The following is a 25,477-nucleotide window of genomic DNA, read 5'->3' on the forward strand; positions in this document are numbered from 1 at the left end:
TTTATGTAATGAGGTGATTTTGTGCTCTTTTATTTTGCCAAAGCTGCTTTTAATGCGTCCACTTTGTCCCGTTTTTCCCAGGAAACATGCTGGTCCTCGCGGCCCATATGCCCATAATTGGAGACAGAGCGGTAAATCGGGCGCCGAAGATCCAGGTCACGGATAATCGCAGTCGGGCGAAGGTCAAACACCTTGGAAACGGCAGCCGCGAGCTCATCGTCGCCGTACTTTGATGTTCCGAAGGTATCGACCATAATGGAGACCGGTCTGGCTACTCCGATCGCATAGGCAAGCTGAATTTCGCATTTCCTGGCTAAGCCGGCCGCAACCACGTTTTTCGCGGCATAGCGTGCAGCATAAGCCGCTGAACGGTCGACCTTCGTCGGATCCTTCCCGGAAAAAGCACCGCCGCCGTGTCTTCCATAGCCGCCGTAGGTATCAACGATAATTTTCCTTCCGGTCAGCCCGCTGTCGCCTACCGGCCCGCCGATTACAAAACGCCCGGTGGGGTTGACGAAGAATTTCGTTTTACTGTCAAGCCATTTATCGGGAATAATCGGCTTGATGACTTTTTCAATAATATCCCTTCGGATTTGCTCAAGCGAAACGTCCGGGTCATGCTGGGTAGATACAACAACGGTATCCACACGCACGGGCTCGTCCCCTTCATATTCAACCGTCACCTGCGTCTTGCCGTCGGGTCTTAAATACGAAAGGATTTTTTCTTTACGTACTTCACTCAGACGCTTAGAAAGCTTGTGCGCAAGCGATATGGCTAGCGGCATCAATTCCGGCGTTTCATCGCAGGCATATCCGAACATCATTCCCTGGTCGCCCGCGCCAATTAAGTCGTTTTCATCGGTCGCGCCCTGCTTTGCTTCCAAAGACTGATTTACACCCATCGCAATATCGGGCGACTGAACGTCGATGGATGTAATAACGCCGCACGTATTCCCGTCAAATCCGTAATCCGGATTATCATAACCGATATCCTTTACAACCTGACGCGCGATCGAAGGGATATCCACATAGCATTCCGTGGAAATCTCCCCCATCACATGAATCACACCGGTTGTGGCGGTAACTTCGCAGGCTACATGAGCCTGTGGGTCCTGAGCAAGAATCTCATCCAGCACAGCGTCGGCAATCTGATCGCACAACTTATCCGGATGTCCTTCCGTAACCGATTCGGAAGTAAAAAAATGTCTTGACATAATCATATTCCTCCTATATTAACACTAGCCGGTAAAAAGAAAACACCGTTCGCAAAGTCCGAACGGTGTATATTATTACCTCATCTTTCGGCTTTACCGCAGGATTTGGCACCTTACACATTGTAGGTTGCCGGACATCATAGGGCCTGTTCCCTCCGTCACTCTTGATAAGGGGGCATATTTAGTTTTACAACAGGATTATAACATATACATGAATAATTGTAAAGAGCGGATTTGAAAGAAAACGATGGGTTAAGCGGCATTAAACATATTTTTATTTTTACTGATAAACGGAGTTAGTGCTTTAAAAATAACCCCCGCAATAATGCTGTTTAAGCCCGCTTTTATTAAATTGAAGGGGATAATACCCGGGAGCATAATCGCGTCAACTACCGCTTTCGGCGTCCCGAAAAAGTGTACCGTAAAAATATAGTTCATCGGAACCATGATAGCCGTCATTGCGAACGTACCCAATACCATACCGATGACCGCATGGGTAAATTTATTGCTGTGGTGATAGAATTGCCCGACCAAAACCACCAAGGCGCCAGAAGCAACAAAATGCATCAAAAGACCGACCCATCCATTTCCGCCAAACAAGAATGCCTGTATGACCGACACGACAAACAGAACTACGATGGAAGGAACCGTTCCGAAAAGCATGGCCGCAATTAAAATGGGCGCATCCGCCATGTCATACTCCAGGAAAGGAGCCGCTGGAATAAGCGGTATGCGAACAAACGCGACTAAAACAATGGAAACGGCCGCCAGCATACCCAGTTGAGCCATGAAAAGAATACTGTTTCTTTTGCTTGTCTTCATAAACCTCTCTCCTTTACATGCTGCCAACGAAAAAAAATCCCGCAGCAAAGCTACGGGACTAAATACGCAAATATGCGCGCTCTTCTTTCATCCGGACTATACCGTCGGCTTTGGAATCGAACCAAAATCAGCTTTCGCTCGCGGGCTTGTCGGCTTTCGCCGCTTTACCGCCGGTGGGGAATTTCACCCCGCCCCGAAGACAGCTATTTTATTTGCTATTATTATAGCATTCCGTTAGTTTTTTGTCAATCCTTTTGTAAATACTCTTTTGGGATATTTCTATCGAGAACGGATTGAATATAGCGCAGACTAAAAGCTGGCGTATATTTCCTCACCCCATGGGCGGAAGCAAGGGCATCCGTATACTGATTAAGAGGATAAATCGTAATATTGGCACAGCGTTTGCCATACTGCGTAACAATCGGCTTAAACTTCATACCGGTAAAAGTCGTTTTGTTTGTCGTAAAATCCTTTGTCATGGTCACCGTTAAAAGGCCGCTGATCATGTTATCGCCCTTTTGCTGTGCCGAAACCAAATTGCCCAAAGCAAACACAACCGGACATTTTGTTCCGTCCTTCCTTGTTAAAACAGTCAGCTTTTGAATCACATGGGGATGATTGCCGAAAATGATATCCGCACCCCAGTCCACCATGTTCTGAGCGAGTGTTTTTTGCTTATCCGTCAGGGTATACGTATTTTCCGTACCCCAATGAACGGAAATAACCACAACATCCGCCATTGATTTCGCCTTTTTAATGAGGCGCTCGATCAAGGCAGTATTATTTGCATAAATGAGCCTGTATTTTGAATTTTTCGGCAAATAAAGGCCGTTTGTCATTTCGGTTATCCCAATATGGGCAGTTTTAATTCCTTTTGCTTCCACGATACGGATATTTTCCAGGTCTTCATCGCTGCGATAAGCTCCGACCACTTTTACGGATGGCTGGGTTGCCCAATAATCAAGAGTTGCCGCGACCCCTTTTTCCCCTTTGTCCAGCACGTGATTATTCGCGTGATTGATTACATCAAACCCTAAACTTACCAGCTCGTCACCCATCTGGGCAGGTGAATTAAACAAAGGATAACCCGACAGCGGGGCTATTTTGCCTGCTAGCGGCGTTTCCTGATTAATTACCGCAATATCCGCTTTTTTGATATCGCCTGCGATGCGTGCGTAAACCGGTTGAAAATTATAGCCCTTTCCGCCTGCGCGGGCATTCGCCTGCTTATAGATCACATCATGAATTAAATTGTCGCCCGCCCCCAGAATGGTGATTGAAACCGGTTTTTTCTCCGGCAGGGACGGGGCAACCGACGAAACGGACGACAATGCTGAAGACGACAGGGAAACTGCTTTTGCATTATTCTGCCTCGTAGTCTCAAGGAAAAAGAGAAATCCCGTCATACATACGGCAACAACGAAAACACCGATTGTCACTTTAATCAGCTGATGGGACGGATTGTTTTTTTTCTCCATATCAAAACCCCTATCAAAAAGATAGGTATAGTATAGCATGAAACAGAAAAAAAGAACAGATCCTACAAAGCTCTCTTTCAAGCAAACGAAGCCTTGCCATTTCGGCTAATGAAATCATCTTTGCTTGCATTTGCCAACCTTCTCAAAAAAGACCGTACTCTTAATATAGCGGAGACTTAAAAAACCTTCATTCCGAAAGGGCTAACTTTATCGATTCGGACTAATCTCGTAATATACTGCGGCAACCTTCACTTAGAGGTCTTCCGCATGATATTTTCTCCGGCTCATTTAAATTCTATGGATCACTCTTAAGGCTCCACATGTAAATGACAAATCAAGGCCTTCGGACTGCCGAAAAACAAGCAACTTACACCTTGCAATGAATACATGACAAACCCGGGTACTATAAACATATGAAAAAAAGACCCTATCCCAAAAGGGACAAGGCCTTTCTGTAAGCAAAATCGCTTAGCCGTTAATCTTTGTAACAACACCGGAACCAACTGTGTGACCGCCTTCACGAATAGCGAAACGGAGACCCTCTTCAATAGCGATCGGGGTAATCAATTCAACATCCATTTCAACGTTATCGCCAGGCATACACATTTCTGTGCCTTCTGGAAGAGAAATAACACCAGTAACGTCTGTGGTTCTGAAATAGAACTGCGGACGATAGTTATTGAAGAACGGAGTATGACGTCCGCCTTCTTCCTTCGTCAGAACATAAACCTGACCACGGAATTTGGTATGTGGATTAATTGTGCCCGGCTTTGCAAGAACCTGGCCGCGCTCAATTTCAGTTCTCTGGATACCACGGAGCAGAACACCAACGTTATCGCCAGCCTCAGCGAAATCAAGGGTCTTTCTGAACATTTCAAGGCCTGTAATAACAGACTTCTTACGCTCTTCGGTAAGACCGATAATTTCAACTTCTTCGCCAACCTTTGCCATACCACGCTCAACTCTACCGGTTGCAACTGTGCCGCGTCCGGTAATTGTGAAGACGTCTTCAACAGGCATAAGGAAAGGCAGATCGGACTTACGATCCGGGGTCGGAATGAATTTGTCAACAGCATCCATCAAATCCTTGATGCATTTGTATTCCTCAGCATTCGGATCCGTAGACTTTGATTCAAGAGCAACCAAAGCGGAACCACGAATAATCGGTGTGTCATCGCCCGGGAATTCGTATTCATTCAGGAGGTCACGGATTTCCATCTCAACAAGATCAAGAAGTTCCGGATCATCAACCTGATCAACCTTGTTCATAAATACAACGATGTACGGAACGCCAACCTGACGAGCGAGCAGGATGTGCTCTCTGGTCTGCGGCATCGGGCCGTCAGCAGCAGAAACAACAAGGATTGCACCGTCCATCTGAGCAGCACCGGTGATCATGTTCTTAACGTAGTCAGCATGGCCGGGGCAGTCAACGTGGGCATAGTGGCGGGCAGCTGTCTGATACTCAACGTGAGATGTGTTGATTGTGATACCGCGCTCTCTCTCTTCAGGAGCCTTATCAATATTTGCGTAATCAACGAAATCAGCTTCGCCGCTAAAGTTAAGAACCTTTGTGATAGCAGCAGTCAATGTGGTCTTACCATGGTCAACGTGGCCAATTGTACCAATATTTACGTGGGGTTTGGATCTGTCGAATTTTGCTTTTGCCATTGGAATTCCTCCTTTTTATTTTTACAGACAATAATTTTACCATTAAACTATGCATATCATTTTATCATAACAATGAGAAAAATCAAGCATATTTTATAAGTTATTCGGACTTTTTGTTTCTAGCAGAAATAATGTTTTCGGAGATCGACTTCGGCACTTCCATCGAAGTAGCCGGTTCCATAACAAACTGGCCTCTGCCCTGTGTTTTGGAACGTAAATCGGTCGCATAGCCAAACATTTCGGAAAGCGGAACGTTTGCACGAATCTGCTGTGCACCGGAAACAGCGTCCATGCCTTCGATCATACCACGGCGGGAGTTCAGGTCGCCGATAACGTCGCCCATGTACTCCTCCGGTACAGTAACGGTAACCTTCATGATCGGCTCCAAAATAACCGGATCTGCTTTCTTCATTGCCTCTTTAAAGGCCATGGAACCAGCGATCTTAAACGCCATTTCAGAGGAGTCGACTTCGTGGAAAGAACCATCGTAAAGAGTTACCTTTACGTCAACTACCGGATATCCTGCAAGTACGCCGGAAAGCATAGCACCCTGAATACCCATGTCAACCGCCGGGATGTATTCCTTCGGAATCGCACCGCCGACAATTGCGTTGACAAATTCATAACCTTTGCCGGGATTCGGTTCAATACGAATTTTAACGTGTCCGTACTGGCCACGACCGCCGGACTGACGTGCATATTTCGTTTCGACATCCGCACTGCCGCGAATCGTCTCTTTATAAGATACCTGCGGCTTACCGACATTTGCTTCCACATGGAATTCACGCATCAGTCTGTCAACAATGATTTCCAGATGCAACTCACCCATGCCGGCGATAATGGTTTGACCGGTTTCCTCCTGCGTATAAGCTCTGAAGGTTGGATCTTCTTCCGCCAACTTTGCAAGCGCAATACCCATTTTTTCCTGACCGGCTTTTGTTTTCGGCTCAATTGCGATTTCAATAACCGGCTCAGGGAATTCCATGGATTCCAAAATAATCGGACGCTTCTCATCGCAGAGCGTATCGCCGGTCGTCGTATTTTTAAGGCCTACGGCAGCCGCGATATCTCCCGCATAAACTGTATCGATATCTTGACGATGATTTGCGTGCATTTGAAGGATTCGGCCGAGTCTTTCGCTTTTTCCTTTTGTTGAGTTGTAAACAGTTGAACCCGCAGCAATCTTACCGGAATATACACGGAAGAAGCAAAGCTTTCCCACAAACGGATCCGTTGCAATCTTGAATGCCAAAGCCGCAAACGGTTCTTCATCCGAAGCATGGCAGTCGGATTCTTCGCCGGTTTCCGGATCCGTACCCTTGATCGCCGGAATGTCTGTCGGCGCGGGCATGTAATCAACGATTGCATCCAAGAGTTTCTGAACGCCCTTATTTCTGTAGGAGGTTCCGCAGCAAACCGGAACCATGCGGTTCGCAATGGTCGCTTTGCGAATGGTTTTTACAATTTCTTCCTTTGTAAGGGTCTCGCCATTCAGGTACTTCTCCATCAGAGCGTCGTCCTGTTCAGCAACATTCTCAATCAGTTCTGTGTGGTATTTATTGGCAAGTTCGAGCATATCCTCAGGGATATCCTCTACTTTCATATCCTTGCCCATGTCGTCGTAATATACGTCGGCCTTCATTTCAACCAAGTCAATGATTCCTTTAAAGGAATCCTCGGAACCGATCGGAAGCTGAATCGGAACAGCGTTACACTGCAGACGATCCTTCATCATCTGGACAACACGATAAAAATCCGCGCCCATGATGTCCATCTTATTCACGTAAGCCATACGCGGAACATGATATTCCTCAGCCTGGCGCCATACGGTTTCAGACTGCGGCTCAACGCCGCCCTTGGCACAGAATACGGTTACAGAACCGTCAAGAACACGAAGGGAACGCTCAACTTCTACTGTAAAGTCAACGTGACCCGGTGTGTCGATGATATTGATTCTATGGCCTTTCCAAAAGCAGGTAGTCGCGGCAGAAGTAATGGTAATACCTCTTTCCTGCTCCTGCACCATCCAGTCCATAGTTGCAGTACCTTCATGCGTTTCGCCAATCTTATGGTTAATTCCTGTATAGTACAGGATACGTTCGGTGGTAGTAGTTTTACCGGCATCAATGTGAGCCATGATGCCTATATTGCGGGTTAATTCAAGTGGTACCTGCCTTGGCATAGTTTCCTCCTTAAAGTATGGAACGTTGGAATTTGTACATTACTTCCGGTATCTGACCTGCAAGGTCAATTACCATCTGTAATGTGCAAATGCCTTATTGGCTTCCGCCATTTTATGCGTATCTTCACGCTTCTTTGCGGCGCCGCCAGCACCATTTACAGCATCAAGAATTTCACCTGCAAGTCTTTCTTTCATCGTCTTTTCAGATCTAAGTCTTGAATAGTTGGTCATCCAACGTAAACCTAATGTCTGTCTTCTTTCAGGGCGAACCTCAATCGGAACCTGATAGGTAGCGCCGCCGACACGGCGGGCCTTTACTTCGAGAGACGGCATAATATTCTCCATTGCTGCCTCGAAAACCTCCAAAGGATCTTTCCCTGTCTTCTCGCTGATAATGTCAAATGCACCGTATACGATTTTCTGGGCTACACCCTTCTTCCCGTCGATCATAACATTATTAACAAGACGTGTTACAAGCTTTGAATTGTAAACCGGATCTGGTAAAACATCACGCTTTGCAATATTACCTCTTCTTGGCACTTTACTTCCCTCCTTCACATGAATGATATCATAGGTACTCGAAAGCGACAAACTCCCGTGGCCATTCAGAGGCGTCTTTATATATAAAGAACGCCGCTTTGCAGCCGTTCGGTTTCTGTCAATTTAAACTACCTTATTTTTTTGCTGCGCCGGCTTTCGGACGCTTTGCGCCGTACTTTGAACGGGCCTGCATACGCTGTGCAACACCTTGTGCATCAAGGGTACCACGAATAATGTGATAACGCACACCAGGCAGATCCTTAACACGGCCGCCGCGGATCATAACGACGCTGTGCTCCTGAAGATTGTGGCCGACTCCGGGAATGTAAGCACTAACTTCAATCCCGTTGGAAAGCCTGACTCTGGCGATTTTTCTTAAAGCGGAGTTCGGCTTTTTCGGCGTAGCAGTCTTAACAGTTGTGCACACACCACGCTTTTGGGGGGAATTCTGATTGATGGCAACACGCTTCTTGGAGTTCCATCCCTTTAAAAGCGCAGGAGCCTTTGCTTTGGATACAGCAACTTCCCTACCCGTATGGACTAACTGGTTAAATGTTGGCATAAGACACCTCCTCACTTCAAATTTCTAATATGTTAAGCGGATATATAGTATATCCGGCGTAACAACAAATTAATCTTTAAACAACTTAATCCTATCCGAAAGCAGAGCTCCGGATAGGAATTAAGCCTTCAATTAGCAAATCATCACATTTTAGTATTATAATCCTACACAGCGTCGCTTGTCAAGTCTTCATTTACGGGCTTGATGTCCACATCGCTGTAGCATTTCATACCGGTTCCAGCCGGGATCAGCTTACCGATAATGACATTCTCTTTCAGACCGAGCAGCGGGTCAACCTTGCCTTTAATAGCGGCATCGGTCAGCACGCGGGTTGTCTCCTGGAAGGAAGCGGCAGACAGGAAGGAATCCGTCGCAAGGGAAGCCTTGGTAATACCAAGCAGGACAGGCGTTTCCGTTGCTTCGCGCAGGTCGGTTTCGCCCGCCTTAATGCGGTCGCGGATGATCTGGTTTTCCGCCTCCAGCTCGCTCTTCTCAACAAGCGAGCTCGGCAGCAGGGTTGTATCGCCGGAATCTTCGATCTTCACCTTTTTCATCATCTGGCGCACAATAACCTCAATATGCTTATCGTTTATATCAACACCCTGCATACGGTAAACGCGCTGCACTTCCTCAATCAGGTAGTCCTGAACGGCGTGGGTGCCGCTGATGGCAAGGACATCGTGCGGATTTACGGAACCTTCGGTGACTCTGGTTCCCGCCTTTATCTGCTGGCCCTCCGAAACAATAATGCGGGAGCCAAAAGGAACAAGGTAAGATTTCGATTCGCCCGTTTCATGGTTTGTAACAACAACGTGGCGGTTCTTCTTGACTTCCTCGAAGGACACCGTACCGGCAATCTCGCTGATAATGGCCAGATGCTTCGGCTTACGTGCTTCAAACAGCTCCTCAACACGAGGCAAACCTTGTGTAATATCCTCCGAACTGGCGACACCGCCGGTATGGAAGGTTCTCATGGTCAACTGCGTACCCGGCTCACCGATGGACTGAGCCGCGATAATACCGACAGCCTCACCCACGGAAACGGTCTGACCGTTCGCAAGGTTCGCGCCGTAGCACTTCTTGCAGACGCCGTGCTTCGCACAGCAGTTCAGTACCGAACGGATCTTAATACGCTCTACGCCGTGGTTGACGATGATATCCGCATCGTGATCATCCATCAGCTTATCCTTGGAAACAAGAACCTCACCAGTCTTTTCATCGACGAAGTCTTCCACAAGATACCTGCCGAGAAGACGTTCATGCAGGGACTCAATAGCTTCCTTGCCCTCGCGGATATCGTAGACTTCCAGTCCATCCGTCGCGCCGCAGTCTTCTTCACGGATAATCACGTCCTGTGAAACATCGACCAGACGGCGGGTTAGATAACCGGAGTCCGCCGTACGGAGAGCGGTATCGGCAAGACCCTTTCTGGCACCACGGGACGAAATAAAGTATTCCAAAATATTCAGGCCTTCACGATAGTTCGCACGAATTGGAATTTCAATGGTTTTACCGGATGTATTTGCAATCAGTCCGCGCATACCGGCAAGCTGACGGATCTGGCTCATGGAACCACGGGCGCCGGAATCCGCCATCATGAAGATCGGATTGTAGCGATCCAGGTTTTTCTGCAGAGCGACGGAAACATCTTCCGTAGCTTTTGACCATGTGTTCAGAACCGCATTGTAACGCTCACCGTCGGAAAGCAAACCGTTCTTAAACTGGTCGTAAATCACGTCAATTTTCTTTTCGGCAGCATTGATAATATCTTTCTTTTCAGGCGGAATCGTTGCATCCGAAACGGCAACCGTAATCGCGCTCAGGGTAGAATACTTATAGCCCTGTGCCTTTACACTATCCAGAACGTCTGCCGTTTGTGCCGTTCCGTGCTTCTTAATGCAGCGATCAATAATCTGCCCGAGCTGCTTTTTCCCGACAAGGAAATCGATCTCAAACTTAAAGAGATTATCAGGGTTGGTACGGTCGACAAATCCAAGATCCTGTGGGATCGGACGGTTGAAGATCATACGGCCGACGGTCGTTTCAACCAGCCTAGAAACCTTCTTACCGTTTATTTCAAGTGTTCTGCGAACCTTAATTTTCGCGTGAAGCCCAACAATCTTAGCGTCATACGCCATAATGGCTTCATTGTAATCCCGGAAGATTTTTCCTTCTCCGGGTTCGCCGTCTTTCTCAAGGGTAAGGTAATAGGAACCCAGTACCATGTCCTGCGTCGGTACGGTAACCGGGCGGCCGTCGGAAGGCTTCAAAAGGTTACCGGCAGCCAGCATCAGGAAACGAGCCTCTGCCTGCGCTTCCGCGGAAAGCGGAACGTGAACAGCCATCTGGTCACCGTCGAAGTCCGCGTTATAAGCTGTACAGGCCAACGGATGAAGCTTTAATGCGCGGCCTTCTACCAGCACAGGCTCAAACGCCTGAATACCCAATCTGTGCAGCGTAGGCGCGCGGTTTAACAGAACCGGGTGGTTTTTGATCACAACTTCAAGCGCGTCCCAAACTTCCGGTTTTGCGCGCTCAACCGCTTTTCTTGCCGCTTTAATGTTTCCTGCCGCACCGGTTTCCACCAGCCGCTTCATGACAAACGGCTTAAACAGCTCCAGCGCCATTTCCTTCGGGAGACCGCATTGGTACATCTTCAGCTCAGGGCCGACAACGATAACGGAACGGCCGGAATAGTCAACACGTTTGCCCAAAAGGTTCTGGCGGAAACGCCCCTGCTTGCCCTTCAGCATATCGGAAAGGGACTTTAACGGGCGGTTGTTCGGGCCGGTTACCGGCCTGCCGCGGCGGCCGTTGTCGATTAATGCGTCAACAGCTTCCTGCAGCATGCGCTTTTCATTGCGGACAATAATGTCCGGAGCACCTAATTCCAAAAGCCTTTTCAGACGATTATTACGGTTAATAACGCGGCGGTAAAGGTCGTTTAAGTCGGAGGTCGCGAAACGGCCGCCGTCGAGCTGAACCATCGGGCGAATATCCGGCGGAATAACCGGAACGACATCGAGAATCATCCATTCCGGGCGGTTCCCGGAAAGGCGGAAGGCTTCAACGACTTCCAGGCGTTTTAAAATACGCACGCGTTTTTGACCGGAAGCGTTCTGAAGTTCGCCCTTCAATTCCTCGGAAACCTGATCCAGATCGATTTCCGCCAGAAGCTTTTTAATTGCTTCCGCACCCATCCCGGCTTCAAAATCGTCCTCGTATTTTTCACGCATGTCGCGGTATTCCTTCTCATTGAGAAGCTGCTTCTTCTGCAATTCACGAACATTTCCGGGATCGGTTACAATATATAGTGCAAAGTACAGCACTTTTTCCAGCATACGGGGCGAAATATCTAATATTAAACCCATTCGGGAAGGAATGCCCTTAAAATACCAGATATGCGAAACCGGGGCGGCAAGTTCAATATGGCCCATGCGTTCGCGGCGAACCTTTGCCCGCGTTACTTCAACGCCGCAGCGTTCACAAATCTTGCCCTTATAACGGATTCTCTTATATTTTCCGCAATGGCATTCCCAGTCTTTCTGAGGCCCGAAAATGCGCTCGCAGAAAAGTCCGTCGCGTTCCGGCTTCAGGGTACGATAATTTATTGTTTCCGGCTTTTTTACCTCGCCATGAGACCATTCTCTTATTTTTTCCGGTGAAGCAAGTCCGATCTTAATTGATTCAAATTCATTAAATTCCATATTGCAACCCCATTCTCTTTATATTTCATCGCCGCTGTCAGAATTAAGGTCAAAGGGTTCATCCCTATCAAATTCATCATCGCCGTCTACATCGACATAATCGTCCGCGTCGTCAAACAGGCTTTCGTCCTCTTCTGACTCCTCAACGGAATACCCTTCCAGATCGTCTGCGACGTTGGGTTCGTCGAAGTTCTCCTCAGTAGGATTGAAGCCGATATCGTCTTCATCGTCAAAATTCTGTTTCAAATCAATTTCCTCGTTATCCTTATTCAGCACTTTGACATCAAGACCAAGGGATTGGAGTTCCTTAATAAGAACCTTAAAGGATTCCGGAACGCCCGGCTTCGGAATATTCTGGCCTTTCACAATGGATTCATAGGTCTTGACACGGCCAACAACGTCGTCGGATTTCACCGTAAGGATTTCTTGCAGAGTATAAGCGGCACCGTAAGCTTCCAGCGCCCAAACTTCCATTTCGCCGAAACGCTGGCCGCCAAACTGCGCCTTGCCGCCCAGAGGCTGCTGCGTAACCAAAGAATACGGACCGGTTGAACGCGCGTGGATCTTATCATCAACAAGGTGGTGCAATTTAAGGTAATACATAATGCCAACGGTAACCGGATTATCGAAGAATTCTCCGGTACGGCCGTCCCTCAGAATGGTTTTGCCGTCTTCACTGATACCGGCCATTTTAAAGCACTCAACGATGTCATCTTCATGAGCACCGTCGAATACTGGGGTCATAATCTTCCAGCCCAGCGCTTTCGCGGCGTAGCCCAGATGAACCTCCAGCACCTGGCCGATGTTCATACGGGAAGGAACGCCCAACGGGTTTAAAACGATATCAAGCGGCGTGCCGTCCGGCAGATACGGCATATCTTCCACAGGAAGAATACGGGAAACAACACCTTTGTTACCGTGGCGGCCGGCCATTTTATCACCGACGGAAATCTTGCGTTTCTGTGCAATATAGCAGCGAACAACCTTATTGACACCCGGGCTTAATTCGTCGTGGCTGTTCTCGCGGGTAAATACTTTTACATCGACAACGATACCGTATTCGCCGTGCGGTACGCGAAGGGATGTATCCCTCACCTCTCTGGCCTTCTCTCCAAAGATCGCGCGCAGCAGGCGCTCTTCTGCGGTCAGCTCCGTTTCGCCCTTCGGTGTTACTTTTCCGACAAGGATATCGCCGGCACGTACTTCCGCACCGATGCGGATAATGCCGTTTTCGTCCAAATCATGCAGAAGGTCTTCATTCACGTTCGGAATATCGCGTGTGATTTCTTCCGGCCCCAGCTTCGTGTCTCTGGCTTCAATCTCATATTCCTCAATATGAATGGAAGTATAAACGTCGTCGCGTACAATTTTTTCACTAATCAGAACCGCATCCTCATAGTTATAGCCTTCCCATGTCATAAACCCGATCAAAGCATTTTTGCCAAGGCTGATTTCTCCATCCTTGGTCGCCGGACCGTCGGCAATAACAGAACCGGCTTCCACTCTCTGGTTTACGTCTACGATCGGAACCTGATTAATACATGTCCCCTGGTTGGAACGCATAAACTTAATAATATGGTACGTGTCCACCGTGCCATCGTCGCAGGTAATCCGGATTTCATCCGCGCTCACGCTGGAAACAACGCCGGAGTGTTTGGCAATAACGCATACGCCAGAGTCCACACCAGCCTTGTATTCCATGCCGGTACCAACAATCGGCGCTTCTGTCCTAAGAAGCGGAACAGCCTGCCGCTGCATGTTGGAACCCATCAGGGCACGGTTCGCGTCATCGTTTTCAAGGAACGGAATCATTGCCGTAGCAACGGAAACAACCATACGAGGCGACACGTCCATATAGTCCGCTTTTTCACGTTCAATTTCAAGAAATTCATCGCGGTAACGGGAATTAACCTTGGAATTTTTAAAACGGCCTTCCTCGTCAAGGGGTTCGTTCGCCTGTGCAACAATATAATCGTCCTCTACATCCGCCGTCATATAAACAACCTCGTCTGTTACGCGGCCGGTCTTTTTGTCCACGCGGCGGAACGGTGCTTCAATAAAACCATATTCATTAATTCTTGCAAAAGTTGCAAGATAGGAAATCAAACCGATATTCGGGCCTTCAGGTGTTTCGATAGGGCACATACGGCCATAGTGGCTGTAGTGAACGTCACGGACTTCGAATCCGGCGCGGTCTCTAGACAAGCCGCCGGGACCCAAAGCAGAAAGACGGCGCTTATGCGTAAGCTCGGTAAGCGGATTTGTCTGATCCATGAACTGCGACAGCGGTGAAGAACCGAAGAATTCTTTGATCGCCGCCACAACAGGCCGGATATTAATTAAGGAATGAGGAGTCAGAACTTCAAGATCCTGCGCCTGTAAAGTCATTCTTTCACGAATAACACGCTCTAGACGGGAGAAACCAATGCGGAACTGATTCTGAAGCAGCTCACCGACGGAACGGATACGGCGGTTGCCCAAATGGTCGATATCGTCAACGTTGCCAAGACCCATCGCAAGGCAGTTCATATAGTTAATCGATGAAAAAATATCATCAATAATGATGTGCTTTGGAATGAGTTCGTCCACTCTAGTCTTAATTGCTTCTTTTATCTCCTCATCTGTAGAGCAGGAATTCAGAATGTCAACCAGAACGCTAAAACGAACCCTTTCCTTGATATTGCATTCTTCAATCGCGTCAAAGTTAACGAATTTATTAATGTCAACCATCCCATTGGAAATGACCTTAACTTCGCGCTCATTCACATTCACATAAACAACGGAAACACCCGCATCGTCAATCTGCTGCGCCTTTTCGTGGGAAACGATTTCGCCGGCTTCAGCCATGAGCTCGCCGGTAAGCGGATTTACAATCGGGCGGGACAGCTTCTGACCGGTAATCCGTCCTGCCAAATTCAGTTTCTTATTGTATTTATAACGCCCCACACGGGAAAGGTCATAACGCCGGGCGTCAAAAAATAGGCCGTTGATATGCGACTGTGCGCTTTCAATGGTCGGCGGTTCGCTCGGTCTTAATTTTCTGTATACTTCAAAAAGGGCTTCCTCCATATTTTTGCAGGGATCCTTTTCAATGGTTGCATTGATGCGGTCGTCATCCCCGAAATATTCGCGGATTTCTTCATCCGTACCAAGACCGAGCGCACGGATAAACACGGTTACCGGTATTTTCCTGTTCTTATCGATACGAACATAAAAAACATCGTTTGCATCGTTTTCGTATTCAAGCCATGCTCCGCGGTTTGGAATAACGGTCGAACTGAAAAGTTCCTTTCCAGTTTTATCGTATTCCATTTTATAATAAACGCCCGGTGAACGAACCAATTGGGAAACAATAACACGCTCTGCGCCATTAATGACAAAAGTGCCGCTATCCGTCATAAGCGGGAAATCACCCATGAAGACTTCGGATTCTTTTATTTCGCCGCTTTCCTTGTTGAGCAGGCGGGCGGTAACCCTTAGAGCCGCAGCATAAGTAGCGTCGCGCTCTTTACACTCTTCTACGCTGTAATTCGGTTTATCGTCGTCCAGTTTGTAATCCACAAAGTCCAGCACGAGATTGCCCGTATAATCTGTAATTCCGGAAACATCCCTAAAAACCTCTTTGAGGCCTTCTTCAAGAAACCATTTGTAGGAATTCTTCTGTACCTCGATTAGATTTGGCATGTCCAAAACTTCATCAATACGCGCGAAGCTCATGCGAACATTTTTGCCTACTTGCACCGGTTTGACATTCACCATTGGCTCAATCACTCCATTCATATATTTACCATCCGCGGCATAAATTAAGCACAAAAAAATTGCATCAACCATTGATTTTTGAAGCTTTTGTGATATACTCTTGCCTTTTTTCATCGTTTGTGATATTATAGTCCAAGATGGATATGAGTATATGTTTCCATGATGATGCAGTATATTATTTTATAACAATATATTGTGTTTGTCAAGTTTTATTTGCTAAAATTTCTGTAAATTTAAAAAGCCGACGGATTCGTCGGCTTTTTTATGTTCATTTATTCTTTTTCATCTGTGCCGCCTAGGGAATCAAATGTATACGATTCGAGCTTTGCTCTAACAAGATCGGAAATTTCGCCATAAATCTGATGAAAGCGGCAGCTTGTTGTATGTGTGCAGGCATATTTATCCTGCTGGCAGCGGCTGATCATATATGGTCCCTCAACGGATTCGATCACCTGACGAAGGGTAATTTTCCCGGGCTCACGCGCCAATTTGTACCCGCCGTGCGCTCCCTTGTAAGAAACGATCAAATCGTCCGCCACCATCTTACGCAGGATTTTCAGCGCAAACCGCAGCGGCACATGAGCCTGTTCGGAAATTGTTTTTGCATCTATTTTTTCGCTGGAAACCGCCAGCAGCTCCACAATCCGCACCGCATAGTCGGCTTCAAGTGTCATGACCATTTACGTCACCCCTAATCCAAGAAATCTTTGAGCTTTTTGCTGCGGCTCGGATGGCGAAGCTTACGCAGGGCTTTCGCTTCAATCTGGCGGATTCGCTCACGGGTAACGTTAAATTCCTTACCAACCTCTTCTAGTGTGCGGGAACGGCCGTCTTCAAGGCCGAAGCGGAGACGGAGAACCTTTTCCTCACGCGGGGTAAGCGTATCGAGCACATCCGCAAGCTGTTCCTTCAAAAGCGTATGTGAAGCGGCGTCCGCCGGAGCCGGAGCGTCGTCGTCAGGAATAAAGTCACCAAGGTGGCTGTCCTCTTCCTCTCCGATCGGCGTTTCAAGGGAAACCGGTTCCTGCGCCACCCGCATGATTTCACGCACCTTATCGACAGGCATGTCCAATTCAGCGGAAATCTCATCCGCAGTAGGTTCGTGGCCGTTTGTGTGCAAAAGCTGGCTGGAAACCTTTTTCACCTTATTAATGGTTTCCACCATATGCACCGGGATACGGATTGTCCTTGCCTGATCCGCGATGGCGCGGGTAATCGCCTGACGAATCCACCATGTGGCATAGGTGGAAAATTTAAACCCCTTTGAATAATCAAATTTTTCAACCGCCTTAATCAGACCGAGATTCCCTTCCTGGATCAAATCGAGGAACTGCATGCCACGCCCAAGATAGCGCTTCGCGATGCTGACGACCAGGCGAAGGTTTGCTTCGGACAGGCGTTTCTTTGCGGCCTCGTCTCCGTCGGATATCCGGATTGCCAGATCAATTTCCTCTTCCGGCGAAAGAAGCGGAACACGTCCGATTTCCTTCAAATAAACCTTAACCGGATCATCAATCGCGATTCCCTCTGTGCTGAGGGCGGATTCGAGATCTTCATTTTCATCAATCTGGGAATTAAAGTCAAGATCGTCGAGAGACGTGTCGACAAAATCTTCAATAATCTCTACGCCCTGTGCTTCCAGGGTATCATAAAATTTTTCGATTTGTTCCGGTTCAAAGTCGAGTTCCCCGATCGCGTCTAAAATTTCCTTCGTAGAAAGCTGACCTTTGCTTTTCCCCTGCTCAATCAATTCCCTGATTGCTGTTTTTTTATCCGGTGCTCCCATATTGAATCCCCCTATTTTTTCTGTGACCTCAGTTTCTGCAAATATTCCTGTATATCCTGTGGTTCTGCTGATTTTGCTTTTTCTATACGTATTTTTTCATATTCTTGTTCAATCACGTCAATATATTCCTGCGCGTCCTTTTTTGTGACGGAAACATCGTGAAATTTGGCGAGAATCTTCGATATAGAGGAGATCTCCTCGACAGAAAAGTCTTCCGATATATCTGTAAGGCTAATTGCCTTTTCATCTTTCATTCTATCCATTATTGTCCGATATACACGACGGTTAAACGCCGTAATGAATTTTTCGGAGGGTAACCTTTCCAGTATATCCTTAGCGTTCTCCGGGTATTGCACAATATACGCGATCAGCGCCTCTTCCGCGCTTGCGGCACGCAAATTCTGTGCTTTTTCGGGATTGATGCTATCGCGTATCCCGGCCAACTGCTGCTGAAAAGCCTTGAACTCCTTCCGTTCACGGTTTTTCTTCCGCTTTTCGCTTTCCCTTTTCACCAGCTGCATAATCGCAGAGCGTTCCACGCCCGTCTCTTCCGCCAGCTTCCCCGCATAGACTTCCTGTTCCACCTCATTTTCCAAAGTGGAAAGGACGGTGGAGGCTCCCGTAAGATAAGCGACTCGCCCCTGCGCGCTTTGCAGATTGCTGCTCTGCCTGATCTTTTGCAACCGGTACTCTACATCATTTCCGCAGGCTTCCAAAAGCTGCTTAAATTTTATATATCCATTTTTCCCGTTTGTACGAAGGTATTCGTCCGGATCCTTGCCTCCTGCAATCGTAAGAACCTTCACCAAAAGTCCGGCGTCCCGCAGAATGGGGATCGCCCGGCTGGTCGCCTTCTGCCCGGCTTCATCCGCGTCGTAAGAAAGGACCACCTCTGTGGCATAGTGGGCCATCAGCCTTGCCTGCGAGGGGGTCAGCGCCGTTCCGAGCGTTGCAACGGCATTTGTAAATCCCGCCTGATGCATGGAGATGACATCCATATAGCCTTCGCACAAAATCAGCTGCCCGTTTGCATTGTTTTTCGCGAAATTCAGCGCAAATAAAAAATTCCCCTTATTAAACACCGGCGTATCCGATGTATTCAAATATTTGGGCTTCGCGTCCGTTAAAATACGGCCGCCGAAAGCAACCACATTTCCCCGTAAATCAATGATCGGAAACATTACCCGGGAAGCAAAGCGGTCGATGATCTGCCCGCTCCTACCTTTAAAGGCAACGTTCGCCAACACCATTTCCTCTTGCGTAAATCCCTTTTGGGCAAGATACCGTGTAAGCGAATAACGGGAAGCGGGCGCCCATCCAAGCCCGAAGTGCCGGATGGTCTGCGGCGTTAAAGCACGCCGCCGCAGGTATTCCATCCCCTCCGCCCCTTCTTTCGAATTCAGAGTAGCGTAGAAAAATCGAGCGGCTTCGCGGTTAATTTCCAAGATTCGCGCCTTCAGCCTGCGCATCCCATCGTCCACGTTGTTTTCCGGCACCGGGATTCCGGCGCGCTGCGCCAGGAAACGGACCGCCTCCATGTAATCTAAATTTTCGATTCGGCGGATGAATGTAATGACGTCGCCGCCCGCCCCGCAGCCAAAGCAGTAAAAGGAACCGTTGTCCGAATAAACGTTGAAAGACGGCGTCTTTTCCATATGAAAGGGACAAAGCCCGACGTATGTTCTTCCGCTGTGCCTCAGATTTACATAGGAAGCGACTACTTCCGCAATATCATTGCGCGCTTTTAATTCCTGCATAAAAGCTTCCGGCAATGGCATGCCGTCACCCCTTTTTATGATAATTAAATATTCCAGGACTTCGGCACATAAATATCCTGGAATAACTCAAGTGCAAAATGATCGGTCATACCCGCAATATAATCGCAGGCCGCCCGCTCTATTCCGTCCTGTTCGGCAATTCTCCGCATATCATCCGGAAGATTTTCGGGCTTGCGCAAATAATCAAAAAGCGCACCGATCAGGTTCGGAACCTTTTTCTCTTCCGCTTTCGCGTAAGAATTCAAGTATACATATTCAAACATAAAATCATAGAGCTTGTCAAAAGCTTCCTGTATCTCCGGATCCATCCGTATTCTGCCGTCAAGGCTGTTTTCCACTAGGGAATGAACCAGCGTATCTATTCGCTCCGACCTGCGTCCGCCTAAAACAGACGTAATTTCCCTTGGGATATCCTTTTCATGCAGCACCCCGGCCCGTTCCGCGTCATCAATATCGTGATTGATGTAGGCAATTCGATCCGCCAGGCGTACCACCCTGCCCTCCAGTGTCATTGCCTCCGTACCCTTCGTGTGGCAAAGGATCCCGTCGCGCACCTCTTTTGTCAGGTTCAGCCCGGCTCCGGATTTCTCCAGCTTTTCAACGATCCGCACACTTTGCTCGTAATGCCGAAAGCCGCCTTCCATTAAATCGTTCAACGCGCGCTCACCGGCATGCCCGAATGGGGTATGTCCCAAATCATGGCCGAGAGAAATTGCCTCGGTTAAATCCTCATTCAGGCGCAGCGCCCTTGCAATGGTGCGCGCGATCTGGGAAACCTCCAGCGTATGCGTCAGGCGCGTCCGGTAATGGTCGCCCTCCGGTGAAAGGAAAACCTGTGTTTTGTGCTTTAAGCGCCGAAAGGATTTGCAATGAAGGATTCTGTCCCTATCGCGCTGATAGGGCGTCCTCAGCGTACATTCCTCTTCCGGGGTATCTCTGCCCAGCGTATTCTTCGAGAGTGCCGCATAGGGCGACAAAGTCTGCTCCTCTATTGTCTGCGTCCGCTCACGAACCGTCATAATATCACCACCTGTTTTCATGCTTCAATTAAGATATACGCAGAATAATACAAATTTCCTGCATTTCTTAATTAAATTTCAAAAAACTTTTCTCCGGTAATGATAATTTTGCTTTGCCCGCACGTAATATCGGCAAGTTTTTGTTCGAAAGTCGGCAAGGTAATGTCGCTCATATGAAAAAGGATCTTCACTTCATCCGTAAACTCCGTATCGTCAATGGTCCCGCCGCATTCGGGAATTAACGCGCTCAACCGGCCGTACCGGCTGTAGTCACAGCATACCTCCGCGGTCACACAGGTGCGCATAGTAATGATTTTCGCCTTTTCAAGCGCAAGGGAAGCACCGTGTGAATAGGCGCGGACCAAACCGCCCGCGCCAAGCAGGATTCCGCCGAAATAACGGGTAACAACAATAACCGTATCCGTTACGCCGGACTTTCGGATAACGTCCAGCACCGGGATTCCCGCTGTGCCCTGCGGTTCCCCGTCGTCCGAGTATCTTTGGGCCTGTCCGGCTCGCACGGAATAAGCATACACATTATGTGTTGCGTCCCAATGCTTTGATTTTATGGAACGGATAAAGGAAACGGCTTCTTCTTCACTCTGAACAGGTTTTGCATAACCGATAAAGCGGGAATGTTTCTCCATAAATTCCGCGCAGGCTTCGCCTGCAACGGTCCGATACTCAATCATGGCTCCTCCCTTTGCAATAAAATAAGCGGCGCAGAAAACTGCACCGCCTAAAATCCAACGAGAGCAAAAGAACAATTACTTGTCCATACCGTAACGTTTCTTAAACATGTCAACACGTCCACTTGTATCAACAAGCTTTTGCTTACCCGTGAAGAACGGGTGGCACTTGGAGCATATTTCAACGCGGATATTCTCCTTCGTGGATTTTGTTTTAATAACATTTCCGCAGGCGCAAGTGATTGTTGTCTCTTTATACGCTGGATGTATATTTTCCTTCATTCCTGTCACCTCTTTCAATAATACTGCAACTTAACATTAGAATTCTACCATAGCAAGCAATAAAATGCAAGTAAAATATCCGATTTGCGGGAATAATTCTTATGGATTACCTAGGAGCCTGCTGACTCATATACGTTGCGTATTCTTCCAGGCACATCGAATATTCACGCATCTTCACCGCGTTCGCCGTTCCTACGTAGCGAAAATGGCGGGGATTAAAAGCCATTCCGGTTAAGGAAGCCTTGTTCTCTGGGTAACGAAGGATAAAGCCATACTGTACGCTGTTTTTCAACAGCCATTTATATTCTTTCGTCGTGGTGAAATCGCCGTTTTCGGGAAGACCCTCGGCGGTAAATTCAACGGCCATCCCAGTCTGGTTTTCATTATAGCCGCCGCGGCCAATCGTATTTTGCATTTCATTTTGTGCCCGCACCTGCGAATAGCCCTGTTTTTTCATCAGATCCTGCACCGCGGCATTATAAAGGCGTTCCTGTTCCTCGGTTGCAACGTAGCCCTTTGTAAGCTTTAATGCACAGCCGTCTGCCTTGGCATCTTCTATCATCTTTTTCAGGGCGGGAACGATTTTTGAATCCACTTTCACGCCGTTAAAGTCTTCTAACTGAACACGAAAATCGGATTTAAGGCCGTTCGACGAATTTACGACCAGTAAATTATAGGAATTATCGTAAACAGGCAATTCCCTGTTTGAAGATGCACTTTTTGAACTTTCCGCAATACTGGCGGAAGCCGGTTTGCTGAACGGCTGTTTCACTTCAACCCAGAACAGAACCGCTCCTGCCGCAACCGAAACACAAAGCGTTACGGCTATAACGGACATCATAATTTTAATTCTTCTCACTTCGTTTGCCTTATACCAGCCGGTACGGCGTTTCACGATCTTTTCCCCGCGTTTACGCACGAATAATTTTCCTCCCTAAACATTCCCTATTTAATAACAAACGGAGACTACTTTCCCCGTTTTCCCTTTAATTCTTATTTTATTGTATATCTTCCATCAAATAAATTCAACTGGTTTCTTCTTTTCAGATTTCTATACAATATGTTCCAATATATTTGATTTATATAGCAAAATGTAATATCATATAAACTGGGTAAGGTTTTTTATTTATATAGATTGGGGTGTGCCTCTTGAGAAAAACAAAAATCATATGCACTCTTGGACCTGCAACGGATAACGGGGACGTTCTCCGCCAGCTTATGCTTGCCGGAATGGACGTCGCCCGATTAAATTTTTCGCACCAAACTGCTGCCGAGCAGAAAGTGCGGGCAGATGCGGTTAAAAAGCTGCGCAGCGAGCTTGGGCTTCCGGTGGCTCTTCTGCTGGATACCAAAGGCCCGGAAATCCGGCTGAAAGAGTTCAGCAAACCAAAAGTCACACTAAATGCCGGCGATAAATTCACCCTTACAAACCGAGATATTGTCGGAAACGAAACGATTGCCTCCGTTACCTTTGACCACCTTCCGCAGGAGGTTGTTCCCGGTGCAAAAATTCTGATTGACGACGGTTTGATTGAATTGAAAGTGGAATCACGTACGGACACCGATATCTACTGCACCGTAATCAACGGCGGCGATGTTTCCGCACACAAGGGCATCAATGTGCCCGGCAGCAAATTATCCCTGCCGTTTATCAGCGAAAAGGACAAGGAAGACATTGCCTTTGCCGTAAAAGAGGATTTCGATTTCATCGCCGCTTCCTTTACGCGCAGCGCCCAAGACATTCTGGATTTGCGCACAGAGCTGGAAAAACATAATTGCCATAAAATCCGCATTATTGCAAAAATTGAAAATTCCGAGGGAGTGGATAATATTGACGAAATTATCCGCGTTTCTGACGGCATCATGGTTGCCCGCGGGGATCTCGGCGTTGAAATTCCGCTGGAGGAAGTCCCGGTTATACAAAAGAAATTAATCAAAAAAGGATACAACGCCGGCAAACAGGTGATTACCGCGACACAGATGCTGGATTCCATGATGAAAAACCCACGTCCTACCCGCGCCGAAACCTCCGATGTTGCCAATGCAATTTATGACGGCACAAGCGCAATTATGCTTTCCGGTGAAACCGCCGCCGGCAAATACCCGATCGCCGCGCTGAGAATGATGGCCACGATTGCGGAACGCACGGAGCGGGATATTGATTATCAATCCCGTTTTCGGAAGCGGGATTTTACCGAACTGCCGAATGTTACCTCTGCGATTTCCCACGCAACCTGCACGACCGCGCAGGATTTGGGTGCGGTAGCTATCATCACCGTATCCAAGTCGGGAAGAACCGCCCGTATGATTTCAAAATACCGCCCGGAATGCCCGATTATCAGCGGCACAACCGACGAAACCGTTCAGCGCCAGATGAATCTGTCCTGGGGCGTAGTTCCGATTTTGGTAGACGAAAAGGATAACACCGACGAGCTGTTCGACCATGTGGTGGACGTTGCGCGTAGCAAGGGGCTTTTGAAAAACGGCGACCTGGTTGTTATTACCGCCGGCGTCCCGCTTGGGATTTCGGGAACAACCAACCTGCTAAAGGTTCATCTGGTCGGCGACGTGCTTGTCTCCGGTATCGGGGTAACAAAAGGTGCCGTCTGCGGAAACCTCTGCGTTTGCAAGGATGAAGATACCGCTATAAAAACCTTTAAAGAAGGGGATATTCTTGTCATCCCGCAGACAAGCAATCGAATCCTGAACATTATTAAAAAAGCATCCGGCATTATCACCGAAAACGGCGGCATGAATTCCCATGCCGCAATCGTCGGTCTAGCTTTGGACAAGCCGGTGATTGTCGCCGCGGAACACGCCACACAAATTTTAAAAAGCGGCACAACGGTTACGCTTGACGCCGCCCGGGCAATTGTGTTCAGCGGAAAAGAAAAATGCGGGGTCTGATTCCTGTTCCGGTTTACAAAAGGCTTGGTTCTGTTCATGTGCGGAACCAAGCCTTTTTCGTTTTTTTATTTCTTCAAATAATCCGCAAAGGCCATCTTTTCGACGGTATTGCTGTAATATTTTGGACTAATATTGACGGCTTTCAGATACGTTTGCAAATTCTTTTTAATAAGAGCCTGATAATTTTCCTTTGAATAGCGTGAAATCATCTCTTCCGCAATATCTTTATGCGTTCCGCAGAAATCGCGAATGGACGAAGCAAAATAGCCGCCATCCTTCGCCTGTGCAATATCCGTGCATTTTATTGTGCCGCCGCTTTCCACAGCAGTAATTGCCACCGGAAGAACCGCTCCGCCCGTTTCAAAAATCGTGTCGCCAAGCACTCGGAAGTCCTGCATACACACCGTTGCAAACAGCTTTGTTGTTTCACCTTTCTTGTCGCTTCCGTAAAGAACAGGAGCGAAGATGGTAACCGTATCCTCCTCATTTTTCGAATACCGTTCAATTAAAGAAGCATACATGAAATCATAATCGGGGTCGCCGGTTTCCCAATAGACGGCTTTCGGCATTGGAAGCGGACTTAGCGGCTGCAGTTTTTCGTACCATTCCTGCGCCGTATGATAACTGCCTTCGGGAACATTGTTTTTCGCGCCCAGCAGTTCCACACAGATGGCTTTCATCACCTCGCCGCGCAGCCCTTCGGCTCGTCCTTCCTTAAATTCATTCAGCAAATAGAAAAGCGCATCGTCCCCTGATTTGATGATATTCTCATATTCTTTTTGGTGCGCGTTAATATAATCAGCCGGATTGGAACTTTCTTTCGGGGACGATAAAATTATGTTTAGATTGTTCTCTATATTATCTGTATTCCCCGATGCTTGGGACTCAAGCGCGGCCGCATTGCTCGAACGGCCTGCGGAAATGCCGGAAGAAACCGATTCGGGCTTTCCCGGATTAGGGGCCGAATTGCAGGCAGTAAAGAATACCGTGCACAGGGATAAAAATAGTGCCGCACATTTTTTGCCCGGTCCCTTTGTGCTGAATAACTTCGGAAAACGCATCGTGATTCCTCCCTCAATTC

The 25,477-nt window shown here is 47.8% G+C and carries 18 protein-coding genes and 2 riboswitches; of the genes, 1 reads left to right on the forward strand and 17 read right to left on the reverse strand.

Going from position 1 to position 25,477, the window contains the following annotated elements; all coding sequences use genetic code 11:
• Nucleotides 1-29: 29 nt before the first annotated feature.
• From metK to CAGA_RS09090, 16 genes are all read right to left on the reverse strand, one after another.
• Complete coding sequence (metK, locus tag CAGA_RS09015; protein ID WP_243113009.1) at nt 30-1,214, reverse strand: methionine adenosyltransferase; 1,185 nt, start codon at nt 1,212-1,214, stop codon at nt 30-32.
• A 77-nt stretch (nt 1,215-1,291) separates the two neighbouring features.
• Nucleotides 1,292-1,388: riboswitch (SAM riboswitch) on the reverse strand.
• A 78-nt stretch (nt 1,389-1,466) separates the two neighbouring features.
• Complete coding sequence (locus CAGA_RS09020; protein ID WP_135660035.1) at nt 1,467-2,036, reverse strand: ECF transporter S component; 570 nt, start codon at nt 2,034-2,036, stop codon at nt 1,467-1,469.
• A gap of 75 nt (nt 2,037-2,111) precedes the next feature.
• Nucleotides 2,112-2,241, reverse strand: a riboswitch (FMN riboswitch).
• A 40-nt stretch (nt 2,242-2,281) separates the two neighbouring features.
• Nucleotides 2,282-3,514: a CapA family protein gene (locus tag CAGA_RS09025; RefSeq protein WP_167875200.1), complete on the reverse strand. Its 1,233-nt coding sequence runs from the start codon at nt 3,512-3,514 to the stop codon at nt 2,282-2,284.
• A 468-nt stretch (nt 3,515-3,982) separates the two neighbouring features.
• Nucleotides 3,983-5,185, reverse strand: coding sequence for an elongation factor Tu (tuf, locus tag CAGA_RS09030; protein ID WP_135660039.1), 1,203 nt, complete (start codon nt 5,183-5,185; stop codon nt 3,983-3,985).
• A gap of 100 nt (nt 5,186-5,285) precedes the next feature.
• A complete protein-coding gene (fusA, locus tag CAGA_RS09035; RefSeq protein WP_135660041.1) occupies nt 5,286-7,367 on the reverse strand; it encodes an elongation factor G in 2,082 nt (693 codons plus the stop codon).
• 69 nt (nt 7,368-7,436) lie between these two features.
• Nucleotides 7,437-7,907, reverse strand: a complete 471-nt coding sequence (gene rpsG / locus CAGA_RS09040; protein WP_207669570.1) for a 30S ribosomal protein S7 — start codon at nt 7,905-7,907, stop codon at nt 7,437-7,439.
• A gap of 133 nt (nt 7,908-8,040) precedes the next feature.
• On the reverse strand, nt 8,041-8,469 hold the full coding sequence (rpsL, locus tag CAGA_RS09045) for a 30S ribosomal protein S12 (protein WP_135660043.1): 429 nt from the start codon (nt 8,467-8,469) through the stop codon (nt 8,041-8,043).
• 164 nt (nt 8,470-8,633) lie between these two features.
• A complete protein-coding gene (rpoC, locus tag CAGA_RS09050) occupies nt 8,634-12,176 on the reverse strand; it encodes a DNA-directed RNA polymerase subunit beta' (protein ID WP_135660044.1) in 3,543 nt (1,180 codons plus the stop codon).
• 18 nt (nt 12,177-12,194) lie between these two features.
• Nucleotides 12,195-15,935, reverse strand: coding sequence for a DNA-directed RNA polymerase subunit beta (gene rpoB, locus CAGA_RS09055; protein WP_135660116.1), 3,741 nt, complete (start codon nt 15,933-15,935; stop codon nt 12,195-12,197).
• 272 nt (nt 15,936-16,207) lie between these two features.
• On the reverse strand, nt 16,208-16,615 hold the full coding sequence (locus tag CAGA_RS09060) for an RrF2 family transcriptional regulator (RefSeq protein WP_135660046.1): 408 nt from the start codon (nt 16,613-16,615) through the stop codon (nt 16,208-16,210).
• A gap of 11 nt (nt 16,616-16,626) precedes the next feature.
• Nucleotides 16,627-17,721 carry an RNA polymerase sigma factor RpoD gene (gene rpoD / locus CAGA_RS09065; RefSeq protein WP_135660048.1) on the reverse strand — a complete coding sequence of 365 codons (1,095 nt, stop codon included), beginning with the start codon at nt 17,719-17,721 and terminating at the stop codon, nt 16,627-16,629.
• A gap of 11 nt (nt 17,722-17,732) precedes the next feature.
• Nucleotides 17,733-19,499, reverse strand: a complete 1,767-nt coding sequence (dnaG, locus tag CAGA_RS09070) for a DNA primase (RefSeq protein WP_135660050.1) — start codon at nt 19,497-19,499, stop codon at nt 17,733-17,735.
• A gap of 23 nt (nt 19,500-19,522) precedes the next feature.
• Nucleotides 19,523-20,518: a deoxyguanosinetriphosphate triphosphohydrolase gene (locus tag CAGA_RS09075; protein WP_135660052.1), complete on the reverse strand. Its 996-nt coding sequence runs from the start codon at nt 20,516-20,518 to the stop codon at nt 19,523-19,525.
• 71 nt (nt 20,519-20,589) lie between these two features.
• A complete protein-coding gene (locus CAGA_RS09080; RefSeq protein WP_135660055.1) occupies nt 20,590-21,210 on the reverse strand; it encodes a YigZ family protein in 621 nt (206 codons plus the stop codon).
• Between the two features lie 75 nt (nt 21,211-21,285).
• Complete coding sequence (rpmE, locus tag CAGA_RS09085) at nt 21,286-21,489, reverse strand: 50S ribosomal protein L31 (protein ID WP_135660057.1); 204 nt, start codon at nt 21,487-21,489, stop codon at nt 21,286-21,288.
• Nucleotides 21,490-21,595: 106 nt separating this feature from the next.
• Complete coding sequence (locus CAGA_RS09090) at nt 21,596-22,408, reverse strand: M15 family metallopeptidase (RefSeq protein ID WP_135660059.1); 813 nt, start codon at nt 22,406-22,408, stop codon at nt 21,596-21,598.
• Between the two features lie 230 nt (nt 22,409-22,638).
• On the opposite strand from CAGA_RS09090, the gene pyk reads away from it, so the two are divergent.
• A complete protein-coding gene (gene pyk, locus CAGA_RS09095; protein ID WP_135660061.1) occupies nt 22,639-24,396 on the forward strand; it encodes a pyruvate kinase in 1,758 nt (585 codons plus the stop codon).
• Nucleotides 24,397-24,461: 65 nt separating this feature from the next.
• Here pyk and CAGA_RS09100 read toward each other — a convergent pair whose 3' ends face one another.
• Nucleotides 24,462-25,457: a hypothetical protein gene (locus CAGA_RS09100; RefSeq protein ID WP_135660063.1), complete on the reverse strand. Its 996-nt coding sequence runs from the start codon at nt 25,455-25,457 to the stop codon at nt 24,462-24,464.
• Between the last annotated feature and the right edge of the window lie 20 nt (nt 25,458-25,477).

This window comes from Caproiciproducens galactitolivorans, assembly GCF_004768785.1.
Taxonomy (GTDB): Bacteria; Bacillota; Clostridia; order Oscillospirales; family Acutalibacteraceae; genus Caproiciproducens; species Caproiciproducens galactitolivorans.